15 protein-coding genes and 1 pseudogene are annotated in these 14972 nt (G+C 59.1%); 7 read left to right on the top strand and 9 right to left on the bottom strand.

Translation table 11 applies throughout. The features are described 5' to 3' along the window. Positions 1–117: 117 nt before the first annotated feature. Positions 118–318: a hypothetical protein gene (locus ACP2YO_RS34495; protein WP_426435574.1), complete on the bottom strand. Its 201-nt coding sequence runs from the start codon at positions 316–318 to the stop codon at positions 118–120. 102 nt (positions 319–420) lie between these two features. Between ACP2YO_RS34495 and ACP2YO_RS34490 the strand changes: the two genes are divergently transcribed. The 4 genes from ACP2YO_RS34490 to ACP2YO_RS34475 all read left to right on the top strand — a co-directional run bounded on the left by ACP2YO_RS34490 (position 421) and on the right by ACP2YO_RS34475 (position 4425). After that, complete coding sequence (locus ACP2YO_RS34490) at positions 421–816, top strand: hypothetical protein (RefSeq protein WP_426435573.1); 396 nt, start codon at positions 421–423, stop codon at positions 814–816. Positions 817–2631: 1815 nt separating this feature from the next. Then, the gene (locus tag ACP2YO_RS34485; RefSeq protein WP_426435572.1) at positions 2632–2841 is read left to right on the top strand and encodes a hypothetical protein; all 210 of its coding nucleotides are present in this window, start codon (positions 2632–2634) and stop codon (positions 2839–2841) included. A 251-nt stretch (positions 2842–3092) separates the two neighbouring features. Further along, complete coding sequence (locus ACP2YO_RS34480) at positions 3093–3674, top strand: sterol desaturase family protein (protein WP_426435571.1); 582 nt, start codon at positions 3093–3095, stop codon at positions 3672–3674. A gap of 526 nt (positions 3675–4200) precedes the next feature. Continuing rightward, a complete protein-coding gene (locus tag ACP2YO_RS34475) occupies positions 4201–4425 on the top strand; it encodes a hypothetical protein (RefSeq protein ID WP_426435570.1) in 225 nt (74 codons plus the stop codon). Between the two features lie 954 nt (positions 4426–5379). On the opposite strand, the gene ACP2YO_RS34470 is transcribed toward ACP2YO_RS34475, so the two are convergent. Next, entirely contained in the window at positions 5380–5589 is a 210-nt protein-coding gene (locus tag ACP2YO_RS34470) for a PRC-barrel domain containing protein (RefSeq protein WP_426435569.1), read from the bottom strand. 454 nt (positions 5590–6043) lie between these two features. Between ACP2YO_RS34470 and ACP2YO_RS34465 the strand changes: the two are divergent. Beyond that, a pseudogene (locus ACP2YO_RS34465) lies at positions 6044–6424 on the top strand (NUDIX hydrolase). A 351-nt stretch (positions 6425–6775) separates the two neighbouring features. Continuing rightward, positions 6776–7318, top strand: a complete 543-nt coding sequence (locus ACP2YO_RS34460) for an MSMEG_1061 family FMN-dependent PPOX-type flavoprotein (RefSeq protein WP_426443380.1) — start codon at positions 6776–6778, stop codon at positions 7316–7318. Positions 7319–7344: 26 nt separating this feature from the next. On the opposite strand, the gene ACP2YO_RS34455 is transcribed toward ACP2YO_RS34460, so the two are convergent. Beyond that, positions 7345–8799, bottom strand: a complete 1455-nt coding sequence (locus ACP2YO_RS34455) for a cytochrome P450 (protein WP_426435568.1) — start codon at positions 8797–8799, stop codon at positions 7345–7347. 832 nt (positions 8800–9631) lie between these two features. Here ACP2YO_RS34455 and ACP2YO_RS34450 point away from each other — a divergent pair. Then, positions 9632–9916 carry a hypothetical protein gene (locus ACP2YO_RS34450; protein ID WP_426435567.1) on the top strand — a complete coding sequence of 95 codons (285 nt, stop codon included), beginning with the start codon at positions 9632–9634 and terminating at the stop codon, positions 9914–9916. Between the two features lie 335 nt (positions 9917–10251). Here the strand turns inward: ACP2YO_RS34450 and ACP2YO_RS34445 are convergent, their stop codons facing one another. Genes ACP2YO_RS34445 through ACP2YO_RS34420 form a run of 6 tightly spaced genes read right to left on the bottom strand, consistent with a single transcriptional unit; the run spans position 10252 to position 14970 of the window. After that, positions 10252–10563: a cytochrome C oxidase subunit IV family protein gene (locus ACP2YO_RS34445; protein WP_426435566.1), complete on the bottom strand. Its 312-nt coding sequence runs from the start codon at positions 10561–10563 to the stop codon at positions 10252–10254. Then, positions 10560–11204 (bottom strand): cytochrome c oxidase subunit 3 family protein, encoded by a 645-nt coding sequence (locus ACP2YO_RS34440; protein WP_426435565.1) that lies wholly within the window; start codon positions 11202–11204, stop codon positions 10560–10562. Before ACP2YO_RS34440 ends, ACP2YO_RS34445 begins: the two co-directional genes overlap by 4 nt. Further along, complete coding sequence (gene ctaD / locus ACP2YO_RS34435; RefSeq protein WP_426435564.1) at positions 11201–12874, bottom strand: cytochrome c oxidase subunit I; 1674 nt, start codon at positions 12872–12874, stop codon at positions 11201–11203. Before ctaD ends, ACP2YO_RS34440 begins: the two co-directional genes overlap by 4 nt. Next, positions 12867–13808, bottom strand: a complete 942-nt coding sequence (gene coxB, locus ACP2YO_RS34430; protein ID WP_426435563.1) for a cytochrome c oxidase subunit II — start codon at positions 13806–13808, stop codon at positions 12867–12869. The genes ctaD and coxB overlap by 8 nt, the downstream gene beginning before the upstream one ends. After that, positions 13805–14578 (bottom strand): SCO family protein, encoded by a 774-nt coding sequence (locus tag ACP2YO_RS34425; protein ID WP_426435562.1) that lies wholly within the window; start codon positions 14576–14578, stop codon positions 13805–13807. Before ACP2YO_RS34425 ends, coxB begins: the two co-directional genes overlap by 4 nt. After that, positions 14575–14970 carry a hypothetical protein gene (locus tag ACP2YO_RS34420; protein ID WP_426435561.1) on the bottom strand — a complete coding sequence of 132 codons (396 nt, stop codon included), beginning with the start codon at positions 14968–14970 and terminating at the stop codon, positions 14575–14577. The genes ACP2YO_RS34425 and ACP2YO_RS34420 overlap by 4 nt, the downstream gene beginning before the upstream one ends. Between the last annotated feature and the right edge of the window lie 2 nt (positions 14971–14972).

The following is a 14972-nucleotide window of genomic DNA, read 5'->3' as shown; positions in this document are numbered from 1 at the left end:
ATGAATGCCGACGGCCGTGCGGTGATGATCGTCAACGAACGCGCCTTCCCTGTCGTTCCTCGCTATGTTCGGTTCCGCACATAAAGATAAGACATTACCTTTCGGGGGCGCGGCCTCCTAATAGGGTAGGTCCTGTCCCGGCGTGGTGAGCAGCTGTTCAATCTGGACTGCTCGCTCGGCTTCGCGCGCTTTCTTGAGCAGCAGTTCGCGATCTCTGCCTGGCGGTAGTTCGCTGGCTTTCGCCTTGGCGGCTATTGCAAGCTGGAAAAGCCTGGAGCTTAGCGACGTTGCCTGTTTGATGCGCTTGCGCTTGTTCATGTCGGCTCTCATGATCGGGTAGATTCACAGACGACATTCAGAACGCGGCACCGCAAAAGGTCAGTAACGTAGGATAAACGGAGCGGTAAATTTGATGGCGGCATGGAACAGGTTGGAGCCTCCGCTGAGATCGCCAGCCATGCAGCGAAAATGGACTGCGGAGGAAGAGAAGCGCCTTCAAGGGGGGACTTTTCTTGGTGTGAAGGCCTTCTTGTCGACCAACCTATCGAAAGCACCGTTAATACGCCGCAGGCCGTAGGAATACGGCCTCTGTCCGACCTGATGTCGGCCCAACTGCAGGCCGAGGTCGATCGCCGGCTGGCCGCCGCTGAGGCCGCGGATACCGAAGACGACAGACTGCGCGGCAACAAACGTGGCGACGAGTTGCCCGACTGGGTCGCCGACAAGCAGCAGCGGATCGCCAGGATCGCCGAGGCCAAGCTTTCGCCACGTCAATCGGGTGGACGGTTATATTGGCCGCGATCCTGCTCTCCATGATTTTCGGCCCCGGCTGAACGATGTTGGCCGATCCGATTATCTGATGCGATGCGTGTGACCTTGCGGCGAGAATCCAAGAGGGTCGGCAACGGAGGCATCTTCGGATGTGCTTCCAAGCCCGGCTTGCTTACCGGATCGTTGTCAGTTTCCGTGGACTTCCTCCGGCGGATCGTAAGCCCAATGCAGCCCACAATCACCAGCAGTGCACCGGCCAACATCAGCCAATGCGGCAATTCCAATGAGCGCAAGAGATCCCTCGTCATTAAATCGTTCCCTGGCATCGCAGCCTGATTTTGCGAGGAGTTAGGACATACGAAAAGTCAGGCGGCAAAAGCCACCGCACGATCGCTAACTTCAGTTTTCAGCGGGTCGATGGCGTCGCACCAGACGCATTTGAGCTCAGTTCGCCGTTCGGGGTCGGTACCGGCACCGAACGCTTACCGCATGTCAACAACGCGTTAGATCCGTTTCGCGTCTTCCCTTGCAGTTCCGATTCCAACGCCAATTGGAACTTTGGTTCCGCTGCGCCACGGGAGGTAATTGCAATGGAAGCTGCATCGACCGATTTGATGTAGGCTTACGGCTTGATGGTCAATCAATCTGACGTCCGAAGAGGAGCGTTCTGCGCGAAAGCGGTCTCACTGTTTCTCGCCGATAAGACGGGTGACGAACATTAACTTGCGGTCGAAGGGCTTCGCTATCATGGGCACGGCAGCAGGTCTGAGGCTGCTTCCGGGAAGCCGCGCAGAACGACCGATGCGCTCGTCCCGATCAACAAGGTTGACCAATATCACTGTCAAAAAAGCATTTCCCATGCGTGCTAGCACGGGCGGCTCTCAGCTGTTTCATCCGCCAGGTCCTTTGCGGACGACCTGCCGAAGGCGCGTCGCTCGGAAGCCCGGAAGCGGGAACCCCACGACGCCCCGGGCCGTTGTCTCAAATGACGGATGCACCAAAAGTCGTCGCCTCCTCCGAAGCGAGGAAGCGATGAAACCACCCCACTGGCCGATGATCAGTGCGACTATGATCGTGGAGGCGCGGCCGCCATAGTGTTCGGACCGATCGCAACCGCGATCTGCGGCAATTACCGCCGATCGTCATCAGCCAGCCAAGTACCGTGACGATGACGCGCCAGTCTGCGCACCACGTATTGTGCAGGTTGACAATCGCGAGGCCGCGAGCAGGGACAGCAGGCCGGACAGATAGAACAGAATGTCGGTATGGAGCGCTTCTACGATCATGCTCTTGTACCTGCCGAGGCAATCAGTATACCGAGCGTGATCGCAATGAATGTCGGACCTGTGAGCCGGGCGAGAAATAAACGAGCGATCCATGATGCTTCTGCGCCGCGTGGACTGCCCGAGACCAGCTCACCGTCGAGCCTAAGGGTTCTTGGAGTCGAGGACGGGCCAGAAGGCGGTAAGGATCGGGCCAACGGTCCAGAACACCAAGCGCTCCTGAACCTTGTCGGCACCCTGATCGACGGCTGATGACTGGCAGGGGGACCTTCTTCGCATCAACGAAACGATCAAGCTGCTAGTTCGCGTCGTGCTTCATCGTAAGGCGCTCGGCTACGTCGGCGGCGGCAGCCGGATCCTCGGCGTTTGCGATGGGCGTGCCATCCTGCACTAACAAATGAGACCATTGGACCGATCAGGATGCCAAGACGATTGGAACCAACGGGTTCGTCAGGCGTCGAATCCCTGCCTCTGGCACTCTCACCCCAAAAGCCCAAGCCGGAGGAAAACCTAGGTGGCTGCCGTGGTGCGCTCTCCGTTGAGCGCTCGACCGCTTGCGCCCGAGGAGGGGTAGTAAATGAGCAATCAGATTTCCGAGCGGAGGATTCCCACCGCGGCCGAACGTGACGCTCGCAAGGCCTTCAAGAAGGCGGTCGCCAAAGTCGCGATGTCCGAGTATGAGCGCGCCCAACAGGCGTTTCATGCAAACCGCGAGCGATTGAAGGCGGAGCGATTGGCTCGCGAGGCCGAGTTGAATCACGAAGTGGGACGGAGGCCCAAAACCTGACATGCGGCCTGCGAGACCGGAATCCTGCGGTGTCGTCGGTCCCATGAATGTTTGTTGATGGCGAGACCCGAAAGTTATCCGCATTAAGAGCTGATGGTCGCAGCGGTCGTCCTAATGTGATGAGCGCATCCAAATGATGAGATCATGATGAGATCATATTGATTTTGGGCGCATTCGGGTTGTGGGAAGGACCCCCGTCGGGCACTCTCCTGAGCATCCCGATTAGCCGTGCGCATGGTGGAGAGAAGAGGGTGTACCAGAACAAGATCGTTTTCCACGCCGAGCTGTTTGTCTACCCGACCATTGTCGGTGGATCGTTGGTCTATGATCTCGACCGCAGCGGCTTTGCCTTGCACTTGCGTTGGTGGTTCGCTGCTGTGTCTGGAATGATGCTGTGGACGCTTGCCGAATATCTAGTGCATCGTTTCGTCTACCATAAGGTACCTATCGTTAGGGACCTCCATGGGATGCACCACTCGCGTCCTCGCGACCTAATTGGAGCGCCGATTTGGGTAAGCATCGTCAGCTTCCCTTCTTTCTTTTTCCTTCTCGCGCTCCTTTGCGACGACGTCGAGATTGCTAGCGGAACGACGAGCGGCCTAATCGTCGGATATGTGTTGTATCTCTTGATCCACAATGCCGTACATCGTTGGCAACTTGATGAGAAGTCGTGGATCCACAGCCATAGGCTCCGGCATCTTCGCCATCATTACCACCCAGTGCCAGGCAACTTTGGAGTGACGACGGGCATTTGGGATCTCGTATTTGGTACTGCGATTGCACCAGAACGGACGCACACGGGCCGAGCGGACTTCTCAGGCCCACGCAGATAGTTCTCGAATTTGGCGATCAGTTCCTATGGGCGCCCGGACCCCCGTCGTCAGAGATGTCCGATTTCGTGGCCAAGCGGAAATGTCAAACGGCTGGAGCGGCGAGATCGTCTTTCCATGGAACCGGGCAACGTTGGCACGCAGGGTTCGCGACGTATCTAACCCCGGACCTCGCTCAGGATAAGGTCACGGAGGCGTTGGCAATCAAGTAGCCGTCCGTCCTGCGTATGGAGAAGAGAGGCGACGTCGAGGTGTGATGGCTGTTGATCGGCACGGGGTCCTGACGCCGATCGACATATGGCACGGGGGTCATATACTTCGACGCCGAAACACACCCTGGCGGCGCGCCAACGAAATCCACCCACCGGGGGCATGACAGGCCCGGGGGTCTCGCGCGCGCGAACACCTCTGCCGCGCAGATAGGGCCGACCAAAAGTAAATCGTTAACAAGATATTAACGCGGGATGGGTGCAAAACCGCTTTCCAGGCGTTGTACGTCCCGCAGTGCGCAGTTAGGCGGAGATGCAGCATGAAGAAGCCTAGCAAGACCGCAGCTGAGCTTGAGGCCGCGATCAAGGTGGAAATGGAGGACATTTGCGATGAGCCGACCGATATGTCGTTTTCAGTGCAGCCTGACGGTGACAGTTGGAAGGTCCAAGTACTGCAAGAGGGAAACGTCGACGATGCGGAGCGTCGCGAGATGCTCGAACGGATCGCCGCCCGCCTCAAGGCTGAATATGATTTGCAAGGCTAGCCCAGGGCGCGCGGGTCCCAAAGTAACGTTGGACAGACGACCTTCAGTCTCCGAAGCGCCGTTCGCCTAGATGCCAGACTTCAGCCCACGTGGGTTTGCAGCTCCTGCCTCAGCATCTGCAGACTTTCTCGGTTGGCGGCGCGCATTTCGCCCTCCCGAAAGCCACGCCAATGAGATCGTTGTCTCGCCAAATCAGGCGGCAGTTGCGGACCGTTCGGAAATTGTCGAAGGACAAATCAAAGTTTATGGGAATGACGTGGGGGCCGTCCAAGCGGATACCTGCGCCTTCATTCGTGACATCACGCACGCAGCACGAGAAGACGCGAGTTTCTCCGGAAAACAACAGCCGCGCGTTGCGATTGATGCGCGTTCGGCCGATCGCCCGCCTCTCGACTGTGGGTGCATGAAGTATTTGCTGCATGGTCGTCATGGCTAAACCGCACCGCGCCGTTTTAAACAAAGCCGCCGAGCGGAGTAGGATCACTCGACGGCTTTTGCCGGGGTAGTACCGGACGATGGGCAATGTCCGGCGGGATCACGCTACCTCGTCGGCGCGACCTCGCAACGAAACTCGTTTGTTAAGCTTGATGCTGCGGTTGCAGGTTAATTCGGGAACCAAGGCTGGGAGGTCACCCGCACAGAGGCAGCTAGACAATTGGTCGGGGCTGAACGTACTCTTCCGCTCCATTTTATGATTTCAGCGTCGCGAGCGTGGCGTGAGTTTTCAATTGACGATTTTGAAGGTGGCCGTTTCCCAGCTTCTCAACACCAGCGACGCGTCCACCTAGCTAACACAGAGCCCGGTCCAAGATCAAAAAAGAGCGGCCTCGTGGATCTTATTCAGAGGTTCTTCATCATCATTGTCGTTCTGTTTGAGTCTGTTTTTGTCCCGTTGTCGCGCGCACGTGGTGGCATGACTACGCGACTACAGAACGCTGATGTCAATGCGAGGCGCTAATCCTCCGCGAACTTGATGGTTGAGACCGGCCACCTTCCATCATGACCTTTGATCGAAATACGAAGCCCGTGCAACTCATCCAGCCAAACATGCTCGACCGTGCCTGCCTTTCCGTCGGTAAGGGCGATGGCTTTGCCGACCAATTCGGATTGCGCTTCAGCGTATTCAGTCAAGATTTTTGAGGCACGGAGTTTCACCGATGGCATTTACTCCTCCGCGCTCGACCAGTTATCGCTAAGACCGCTCTTGTCCCAGCGCACGACCGAGCGTCTACCCTCACATAGCTCTCCTTTGCGAGCATCATGGCTGGTGGTCCTCCCTGAAAATGGAGACCGCCGCTTTTGGCTATCTGCGCGAGCGCTTAATTCTAAAACAGCGGGCCCTTTGCAGGAAGGACCTTTGGCTATCCGCGACATTGCGCCGCTTGGTTTGACGGCGAGCGGCGGTCTCATGCTTCCAAGTCGTTTGAGGGACTTTCGTTCCCAGCTTCTGCCGTCACGGGGATGGTTCCTTGGAACCCGAGAAAGAGTTTTTGGACCGGTGGACGCATGCCCGGCGGTCCCCGCGGGGCGGAAGTGATCTTCGACTTATCCCTAGAATCAAGCATTGTCCTAATCACTGATTTCTGCATCTCTTGCAAAATAGCGGTTAATTCGCGGAATCGCGAAGTCTTCAAAGCTGGTAGCGGCAAAGCGCGGAAAGGTTCTTCTGGTGCGACGCAGGCGCGACCAACTTTGGATGTTTCCTGGTGGACGGAAGCGCGAGCGTGAGAGCGAAAAGGACTGCCTTCGACGAGAGATCAAGGAAGAACTTCCGAAGCTCAAACTGGGGCGGGTCCGGCTATGGAAGGAAGTGAAGGCAAAAACCCCCGGTCTGGCCGGAAAATGAGCGACGCGATCTTTGTTGCCGAAAAGACCTCTGGTCCTTTGAAAATCGGCGACAAAGGAGAGATCGACAAGGCGGTGTGGGCGCAAGCCGCGTGGCATTCGGCTGACGCCCACCTCGCGCTATGTGAGGGACAAGCTCTTTCCTGACCGATAGGGCCGGATCGACATCGGCGACGAATTTCATTCAGCGTTCTCCCGGCCACACAACCGAAGGCGGGTTCACGGAGCTACATCAGCGTACGACGGGGGCCGTGTGTGGCGTCGCGAAAGTGGCGAAGGGCGATCAGGCTGCCCATGCCCCTTGTCGCACTTCCGCGGCAAGGCCATTTCCCATTAGGATTTCAAACCGGCCAAAACGGGCAGACCTCCATGGACATCACACGATCTACTGAAGCGCTGCCCTCCTAAAATCAATTTGCGGGCGCACTGCCGCCGCAACTAAGCGTTAGCGCACCCGTATCTGCGGGGCTTTTGCCGTACGGAGAAGGAAAGGTACTTGGATTCAATGGCAATACCGCTTCATCAGCGGTTCAGCGAAGTGATCACAACCGAATCGGATTTGCGGAAAATCGTCGGGCCAGCCAACAGGTGGTTCACCAGCAAGATTCTCAACAAACTCGACGGTCGATGCCGGAACTTTGTCGCCGCGTCGCCATTCGTCGTTGTGGGTTCGGTCGATTCGTTCGGCTTCGTTGATCTGTCGCCAAAGGGAGACAGCGCGGGATTCGTAAGGTGTGTCGACGACGCGACCCTTGCTATACCGGACCGTCGTGGCAACCGCCGCGTCGATACCTTCCACAACGTGCTAGGGAATTCTAGAGTCGGCTTGATCTTCTTTGTTCCGGGCCAACGCGAAACGCTTCGCGTGACCGGTCAGGCCATCATTGTCCGGGATCAGAATATCAGGAACATGATGGTCGACGATGGCCGGGTCCCTGATCTCGCGATGATCGTCGCTGTCGAAAAGGCGTTTTTCCATTGCGGCAAGTGCATCATGCGTTCGGGTCTTTGGAATTACGAAAGGCATCGGGCGCAAGCCGCGGTATAGTCCGACGGCGGAACGACTTTACGCATTCACCTTGCCGCGGACTGCTGGTTTTGATGACCAGAGCCGTTCAATGAGCGCTTTTTGACGACCATGGGCAGCCCGTTCGCCGGGCGCAATGTCACCTGCAGGACAGGCCACACCACGTGCCCCGGCTTCGGTTGAAAGGTGAAATGCTTTGCGAGCATGGCAAGTACGAGCGTAGCTTCTTGAAGCGAGAAGGCGGAGCCGATGCATTTCCGCGGACCGACGCCGAATGGAAGGTAGGCAAAGCGATCTATCCTTTCGCGGGCGTTGCCAAGAAAGCGGCGAGGGTCGAACACATCGGCGCGATTCCACAGCAAACGATGCCTGTGCAGCACATAGGGCGAGATGACGATCAGCGACCCCGGGCTTACCGGCTCGCCTTTCAGGTCATCGCGACCAAGGGCAACGCGACTGATTGCTGCAATTGGGGGATATAAGCGCATTGCTTCTTCGATGACGGCCCGGGTTTCTATGAGACGATCCGCAATTCCTGCGATCGGGCCGGCCAGCTCGCGATCGGCTTCGGCGGCGACCCGCTCGCGCCATCGTGGTGATTGAGAGAGCAGGAAAATTGCCCAGCTCAGGGCGTTCGCCGTCGTCTCGTGACCAGCGGCTATAAAGGTTAGAATGTTCGATCGCACCTCGGATTCCGTCATGCCGTCGTCGGACTCGGTATCGGCGGCCTCAAGCAGACGCGTTAGCAGATCGTCGGGCACTGCATCCGGCTGCTGCTCAGCTAGAACTCGACGGCGGGCGGATATGACGTTGTCGACCGCGGACTCGAACAATTTGAGCGTTGGGCGCACGCGGAGCCGGCTGAGCCGCGGAATGAAGTCGGGTGCACCAATAAGATCGAGCGGACTGATCCTCCCAATCGTTTTGAAATACGTTGCCATGGCGGTCCGTATGCGCTCTCCGTCGGACCCGAACCCGTCTGAGAAGATGGTCCGTTCGAGAACATTGAGCGTAAGGCGTGCCATCTCCGCTGCGGCATCAATCGTTATCTGGTCGCCGAGATCACGCCACCGCTCGACCAGGGCCTCGGCAGCCTCCATCATTGCGGACGTGAAATCCATGACCGCTTTGCGCGCAAAGATCGGGGCGAGAACACGTCTTTGGAGACGCCATTGCTCGCCCTCGGCACTCAACAGGCCCTCGCTCAATCCTGCCGACAACACTCGGCGTTGCAGATGGTCCTTCCGATAGTTGCCGGCGTTATCGAGCAGGACGCGGCGGATGGCGGCAGGTTCGTGCACGAGCAGCACGTGCCCAACGGGCAACCCGCCCGCAACAATCGGTTGTTCGAAGTGCTGAGCCGCCCAGCATTCGAGCGGGTTGCGCTTTAAGGCCCGAATAAGGGCTATCGGCTTCAATGGCCGCGACAGTGGCTTTGGCGCAGGCGGACAGTACGCCTTTTCCAGAAATACCTGTTCGCTGCACTCGCGAGCGTGGCGCATGCCGTCACCTGGATGAGGCCAAAGGCAAGAAACGCTCATCTGATCGCTGAGGTTCCAAGCGCAGGCTAGCGCGGGCATCACCAAGTCCGCTATTCTGCAGGTTTTTGGACACAGGCCCACGGCATGATGGTCAATCTGACATCGGAAGAGGAGCGTTCTGCGCGAGAGCGGATCTCACCTTGGACGCGTCGGGTCGTCGGGCGCGTCCCTCAGCCGTCATGCGGTGCGACAGTTTCCTGCCAATAACACCGGTGACAAACATCAGCTTCCGGTCGAAGGACTTCGCTGTCTAAGGATAACGTCTGAGGCTGCTTCCGGGGAAGCCGCGCCGAAGGGCCGATGCGCTCGTCCCGATCGGCAGCGCAAGGCTGACCAATATCACTGTCAAAAAAACGTTTCCCATGCGTGCTAGCACGCGCGGCTCAGTTGTTCCATCGGCCGCCAAGTCCTTTCGCCCATCATCTTGGTGAACAGCTGAGTATGCTTGCGCAAGACCCATCGATGCGGAGATACCGGAAGCCGAGGGCGTGTCGCCCGGCACGCTGGAAGCGGGAACCCACGACGCCCGAGCCGTTGTCTCGGATGACGGATGTACTCAAAAGGCCGTTGCCCCTCGGAAGCGTGGAGGCGGATTGTTGCAGCGTGATCTTGAAAGAGGAGATGGCCGAAGACGACGCCTTCACAGGCAGGGGGGCCTGATCGTCAGCTATGTTCTGCCAGGTGCGCATCAGCCGCGAGCCGAGTTCCAATCCGCATACAAGGCACTAGCACAGGAACGTCACCTGCCTTGGAACGTTAAGCGCAACGGGCAATAACTCAGGAGGAACCTCTTATGCGACGTCTGTTACTAGCTAGCGTATTGGCGGTTGCTGGTTTCGCTATCACCACGCCGATCTCGGTTGCACCTGCGTCAGCCCAGGTTTCCGTTGATACGCCGGTCGGCGGCGTGACCGTGGGCCCAGAGCGGCACTATTACCGCGATTACGATCGACCCGCCTATCGGGCCTACGGATACGATCGACCCGCTTATCGCGCCTATGATTATGATCGCGGATGCCGCACCGTCACGATTGAGCGTGACGACGGCTCGGTCCGCAGGGTCCGCCGCTGTGACTAGACACAATTGACCCCGGCGCTCCCAAGAGCGTCGGGGTCTTGTTTGAGACGGCTTGGGTAGCACCTACGTTCTAGCTTTCTTCTATGTAGGCATTCACCCCTTGGGCGAAGGAGCGCCGGTCCCCACCACGGCGTTCGCCCTGCACGATCACATCTGTTGGGTCAGACGAAAGCCGCTTTTCCGGGATCCCTGTGAATCGGCGTGGGGTCCCGAGCGCCGAACTGCAGGGTTCGCCAAAGACGACAAGAATCCCTTCACTCCAACGGTTCGTCGCGTGCAGCTCGGAGTACTTCGGAGCGCTATCAGTGTGGAAGAATTGACCGTAATCAAATCGATCATCCTCCAACCAAGCGCGTCAGCACGTCAGCGAGCGTGAGTGCAAACAGGGCGGTCAGGAAAACGGCGCCCGACACCGCAGCGAGCTGGATCAAGGGCTTTGACTTCGCCAGTTCCATAAACAGCAGAACGACGAGTCCAGCTTTGACAAATGCAATCACAATGCCGGCGGTTAGAGTGAAAACGCCCATCGGCACATAAGCCAAAGCAAGGCTGAGTATCAGCAGGAGCAACAGCGAAATCCAGATGATGCCGTTTCTGCGCCACAGGCGCCAAGCGCTGACGCGCCGGCTTGCGTTATCCGGGCTCATGATGCTCGCCCCGGCAGATAGATCAGGGGATAGAGAAATATCCAGATGACATCGACCAGATGCCAGTACAGTCCCGTGACCTCGATCTCGGGGCTATTCTCGAGTTGCAGGTCTCTCAGGCTGCCGAGGAGGGCGAGCCGGCTCACCAGAAAGATGCCAATCGTCAAGTGGATGGCGTGCACGCCGGTAATGAGCCAGTACAAGCCGTAGAACAACTGGGCGCCGGCTTGCTTAAGCGCGAAGTGCGAACCCGGTACGAGATGTTTGTCGATATCCTCTTTGTATTCAAATCCCTTGACCACCAAAAAGACGAGGCCCAGCGCCGCCGTCGCCGTCAGGCACCACAAGACGAGCCGGCGAAATGCCGCGTGGGAGGTTGCGGCCTGCGAGGCGACCGCCATGGTGAGGCTGCTGGTCAGAAGGACGGCAGTATTTATTGTGCCATACCAGATGTTGGTTTCGCGTCCCGCCGCTGCGAACGCGTCGACATGATCGACACGGCAGACCGTGTAGGTCAGGACAAGCGCGCCAAAGAACAGCACTTCGCTGGACAAAAACACCCAAATTCCGAGTTTGCCGGCTCCACGCTGACGCTCGAACGAATCCCACGGCTCCCTGAGCAGCTCCGTTGCTTCGCTCATTGCACGTCTCGCGCGTTCTGGACCTCAGGTGGATCGAGCCCGGCCGATTGTCCCTCGGCGTGATAGTCATAGGGATCGCGATCGATGCGTGGCTGACGATCGAAGTTCTTCGGTGGCGGTGGCGACGTCGTGGTCCACTCCAATCCCGTAGCGTCCCAGGGATTCTTGCCGGCGCGTTCTCCATAAAGCAGCGACCATGCGAAGTAGCCGAGCGGCAACAAATAGGCGGCGGCCAGCACGGCTGCGCCTGAAGAGGACATCACATTGTAGATCTGAAATTCCGCCGGATAGGTATGGTAGCGCCGAGGCATCCCGAGATAGCCTGCGAAGAATTGCGGCAGGAACGTCATGTTGAAGCCGAAGTACATGAGAATGGCGGCAAACCTCGCCCAGGTTTCGGGATACATCTTGCCGGTGATCTTCGGCCACCAGAAATGCAATCCGCCGAAAAAAGCGGACACCGATCCTCCCACCATGATGTAATGAAAATGCGCCACCACGAAATAGGTGTCGGTGACATGCACATCCACCGGGATCGAGGCGAGGAACAGTCCTGACAAGCCGCCGGTCGTGAACAGCCCGACGAAACCGAGGCCATAGAGCATCGGGGATTCGAAACTGATCTGGCCGCGGTAAAGCGAAGCCGTCCAGTTGAAGACCTTGATCGCGGAGGGCACGGCAATGATGAAGGACAGGAACGAGAAGATCAGGTTCGCATAGGGCGACTGCCCCGAGACGAACATGTGATGTCCCCACACGAAAAAACCGATGCCGGCGATCGCGATCATGGCGTAGACCATGAAATCGTAACCGAAGATGCGGCGGCGTGCGAAGCAGGGAATGATCTCCGAGACCACGCCCATCGCCGGCAGCACCATGATGTAGACGGCCGGGTGGGAGTAGAACCAGAACAGGTGCTGGAACAGGATCGGATCGCCACCTTGTGCCGGATTGAAAATAGGCAGTCCCAGCCATCGCTCGGCGATCAACAGCAACAGTGAAATCGCCAGTACCGGCGTCGCCAGCACCATGATGATGGAGGTGGCGTAGATCGCCCACACGAACAGCGGCAGCCGGAACCAGGTCATCCCCGGCGCGCGCAGCATGTGGGTTGTGGCGATGAAGTTGACTCCGGTTGCGATGCTCGCGAAGCCGACGACGAACACGCCTGCGGCTGCCGCGAAGACGTGACTATTCGAAAACATCGTCGAGTAGGGCGTGTAGAAGGTCCAGCCGGTATCGACGCCGCCCGCGACCAGCGCATACACGGTGAAGGCGCCGGCGGCGATCGTCAGATACCAGCTGAACAGGTTGAGCCGTGGAAACGCCACGTCGGGAGCACCGATCATCAGGGGCAACAGGAAATTGCCGAGCGTGTTCGGAATCGACGGCACCAGGAAGAACCAGACCATGACAATGCCATGGAACGAGAACAGCCTGTTGTAGGTCTCCGACGTCATCAGTCCGCCGTTCGGCGCCAGCAGTTCAAGACGAACCGCGGTGATGGCCGCGCCGCCCATGAAAAAGAAGACGGTTATCGTGATGGCGTAGAGGATCGCGATCCGCTTGTGGTCGGTGGTGGTGAGCCACGACGCCAGCGAGGTTCCGTGTTCGAGGTAATCGGGACGCGGCGGAAGCGGCAGGTCGCCGGCCAGCAAAGCGTCAGTCATTGTTGTTCTCCTGCGTCAAGGAGCGGATGTAAGCGGACAACTCCTGGATTTCGCCGTCGTCCAGGAGCCCGGCGAAGCTCGGCATGATGGGCTGATAGCCGGCCACGATGTCGCGCTTGGGCTGGAGGATCGAATCGCGGATGTATGCATCGTCCGCCGTGACCTGACGTCCGTCGGAAAGCTGCACGGTTCGTCCGTAGAGGCCGGCAAGCTTCGGCGCGTGGACGCTGGACGCCTCTGCGTGACAACCGGAGCAGCCTTGCGCTACGAACAGCTTCGCGCCCAGATGGGCAAGGTCGTCGCCCTCGGGCTGTTCTGCCAGCCATTTCGCGTACTCTTCCTGCCGCATCACCACGATGTGGCCGCGCATCCTGGAATGGTCGGTCCCGCAATATTCGGCGCACAGCAGCGGAAATACCCCGGTCTTGGTCGCCTTGAACCAGATCTCCGTGTCCTGCCCGGGCAGCACGTCCTGTTTGATGCGGAAGGCCGGAACAAAGAACGAATGAATGACGTCCTGCGACGTCATGACCAGCCTGACCGGCTGGTCGAGCGGAACGTGCAGCGCATCGATCTCGCGGGCGCCGTTGGGGTGCTGGGCCTTCCACATCCACTGCTTGGCGACGACGTGAAGTTCGAGCGCGTTGGCGGGCGCCGAAAGGCTGCCGAGATCGGCGGAGGCGGCCCACCAGAACAGGAATATGAACAGGAACGCGGTGGCCGCCGTCCAGCCGATCTCGAATTCCCGGCTGACAATCTCGGGCAGCGGCCCGCGTTTCGCGCTGGACCCGCGGCGGTAGCGGACCGCCAGGACGATGATGAGCGCGAATACCAGGATCATCACGAGTCCTGAAAGGATCAGCAGAACGAAGAAAATGTGATCGACCCGGACAGCGTGGGTTGAAGCCTCGGGAAGCGCGACAATCGGGTTCATGCCGACGCGCTCCGCTTTCCGGTTCGCCACAGCATCAGGCCAAGTGCTGCGATCAGGATCGCGACCGTGAGACCACCGCCGATCCGCAGCAGCGTTGCGATCTGTCGGGTGTAAATGCCATGCGTCGCGTCGAAGCCGTAACAGAGCAACGCGATCCGTCCGCTCAGGCCTCCAATCTTGCCGCCGCCGGCCTCGATCAGCGCGAGGCGGAGATCGGTCGGTTGCAAGGCGAGGCTGGAGAGCACGCGTGAAACCCGGCCATCGGCTGTGAGAGCCACATAGGCTGCCGGATGGGCGATGGCATTGTTGGCCGCATCGCGCCGGAAACGGTAACCGATCGCATCCATCAGTGAATCGATTGAACTCTCGGTGCCGCTGAGCACGGACACGCCGGTGCCGCCGACCTGGCCCGAGGTGAAGCGGCGCGCATCGCCGAGATCGTCCCTGGAGTCGATGCCGACCACGACGAGGCTGTAGTCGTCGCCCGCCCGGAGGCCGGTTTGGCCGAGCGCGCTCGCTGCAATGGACAGCGCCGGCCCGCAAATCTGCGTGCATGTGAAGTCGGCTGGAAGCAGCAAGGTGGGACGGCCGCCGACCGCTTCGCCAAGCGTTTCGCTGCGGCCTTGAAGATCTTTGAACCGAAGCGACATCGGCACTCTTGCGCCCGGCGGCGGCGACAACGTCACTTGTGCAATCTGCTGCTCGGTGAGCCCCGCGAACGCCATGGTGGGCCACAGGGCCAGAACAACTCCCAGTGCCGCGCGTCTCATGGCTGGGCTCCATTCGGAGTGGGGGCGCTTGGCGTGCTCGCGGAGGATTCGATCGGATCGTAGGCATGATCGCCACGGGCAGCGACAATACGCATGGCCTCATCGATCGGAATCTGTACCAAATCCTTCGAACGATCGACCCAGCGGTAGCGTGAAAGCGCTGCGCGCTGCTCGCGTTCAAACTGCTTCAGATCGTCTTGCGGAGCGGTCTGAAGCGTGGGCTCCGGAAATGGTCGTTCGACCGCCTTTCTCAAGGCGGTGGGCGCGCCAGCCTTGAGAAAGAAGAACAGGCCGATCAATGTTAGAGCAACGAAGCCCAGGAAGCCTGTAACCGTGATGATCACGATGCGGGTCGCGACGTCCGGGGGCTGCGGCACGACACGGCCGCCCATTT

It is taken from the genome of Bradyrhizobium genosp. P (genome assembly GCF_049949265.1).
In the GTDB taxonomy this organism is placed as follows: Bacteria; Pseudomonadota; Alphaproteobacteria; order Rhizobiales; family Xanthobacteraceae; genus Bradyrhizobium.
Note: the sequence above shows the minus strand (reverse complement) of the source record. Positions and strands in the feature narration are given on the sequence as shown.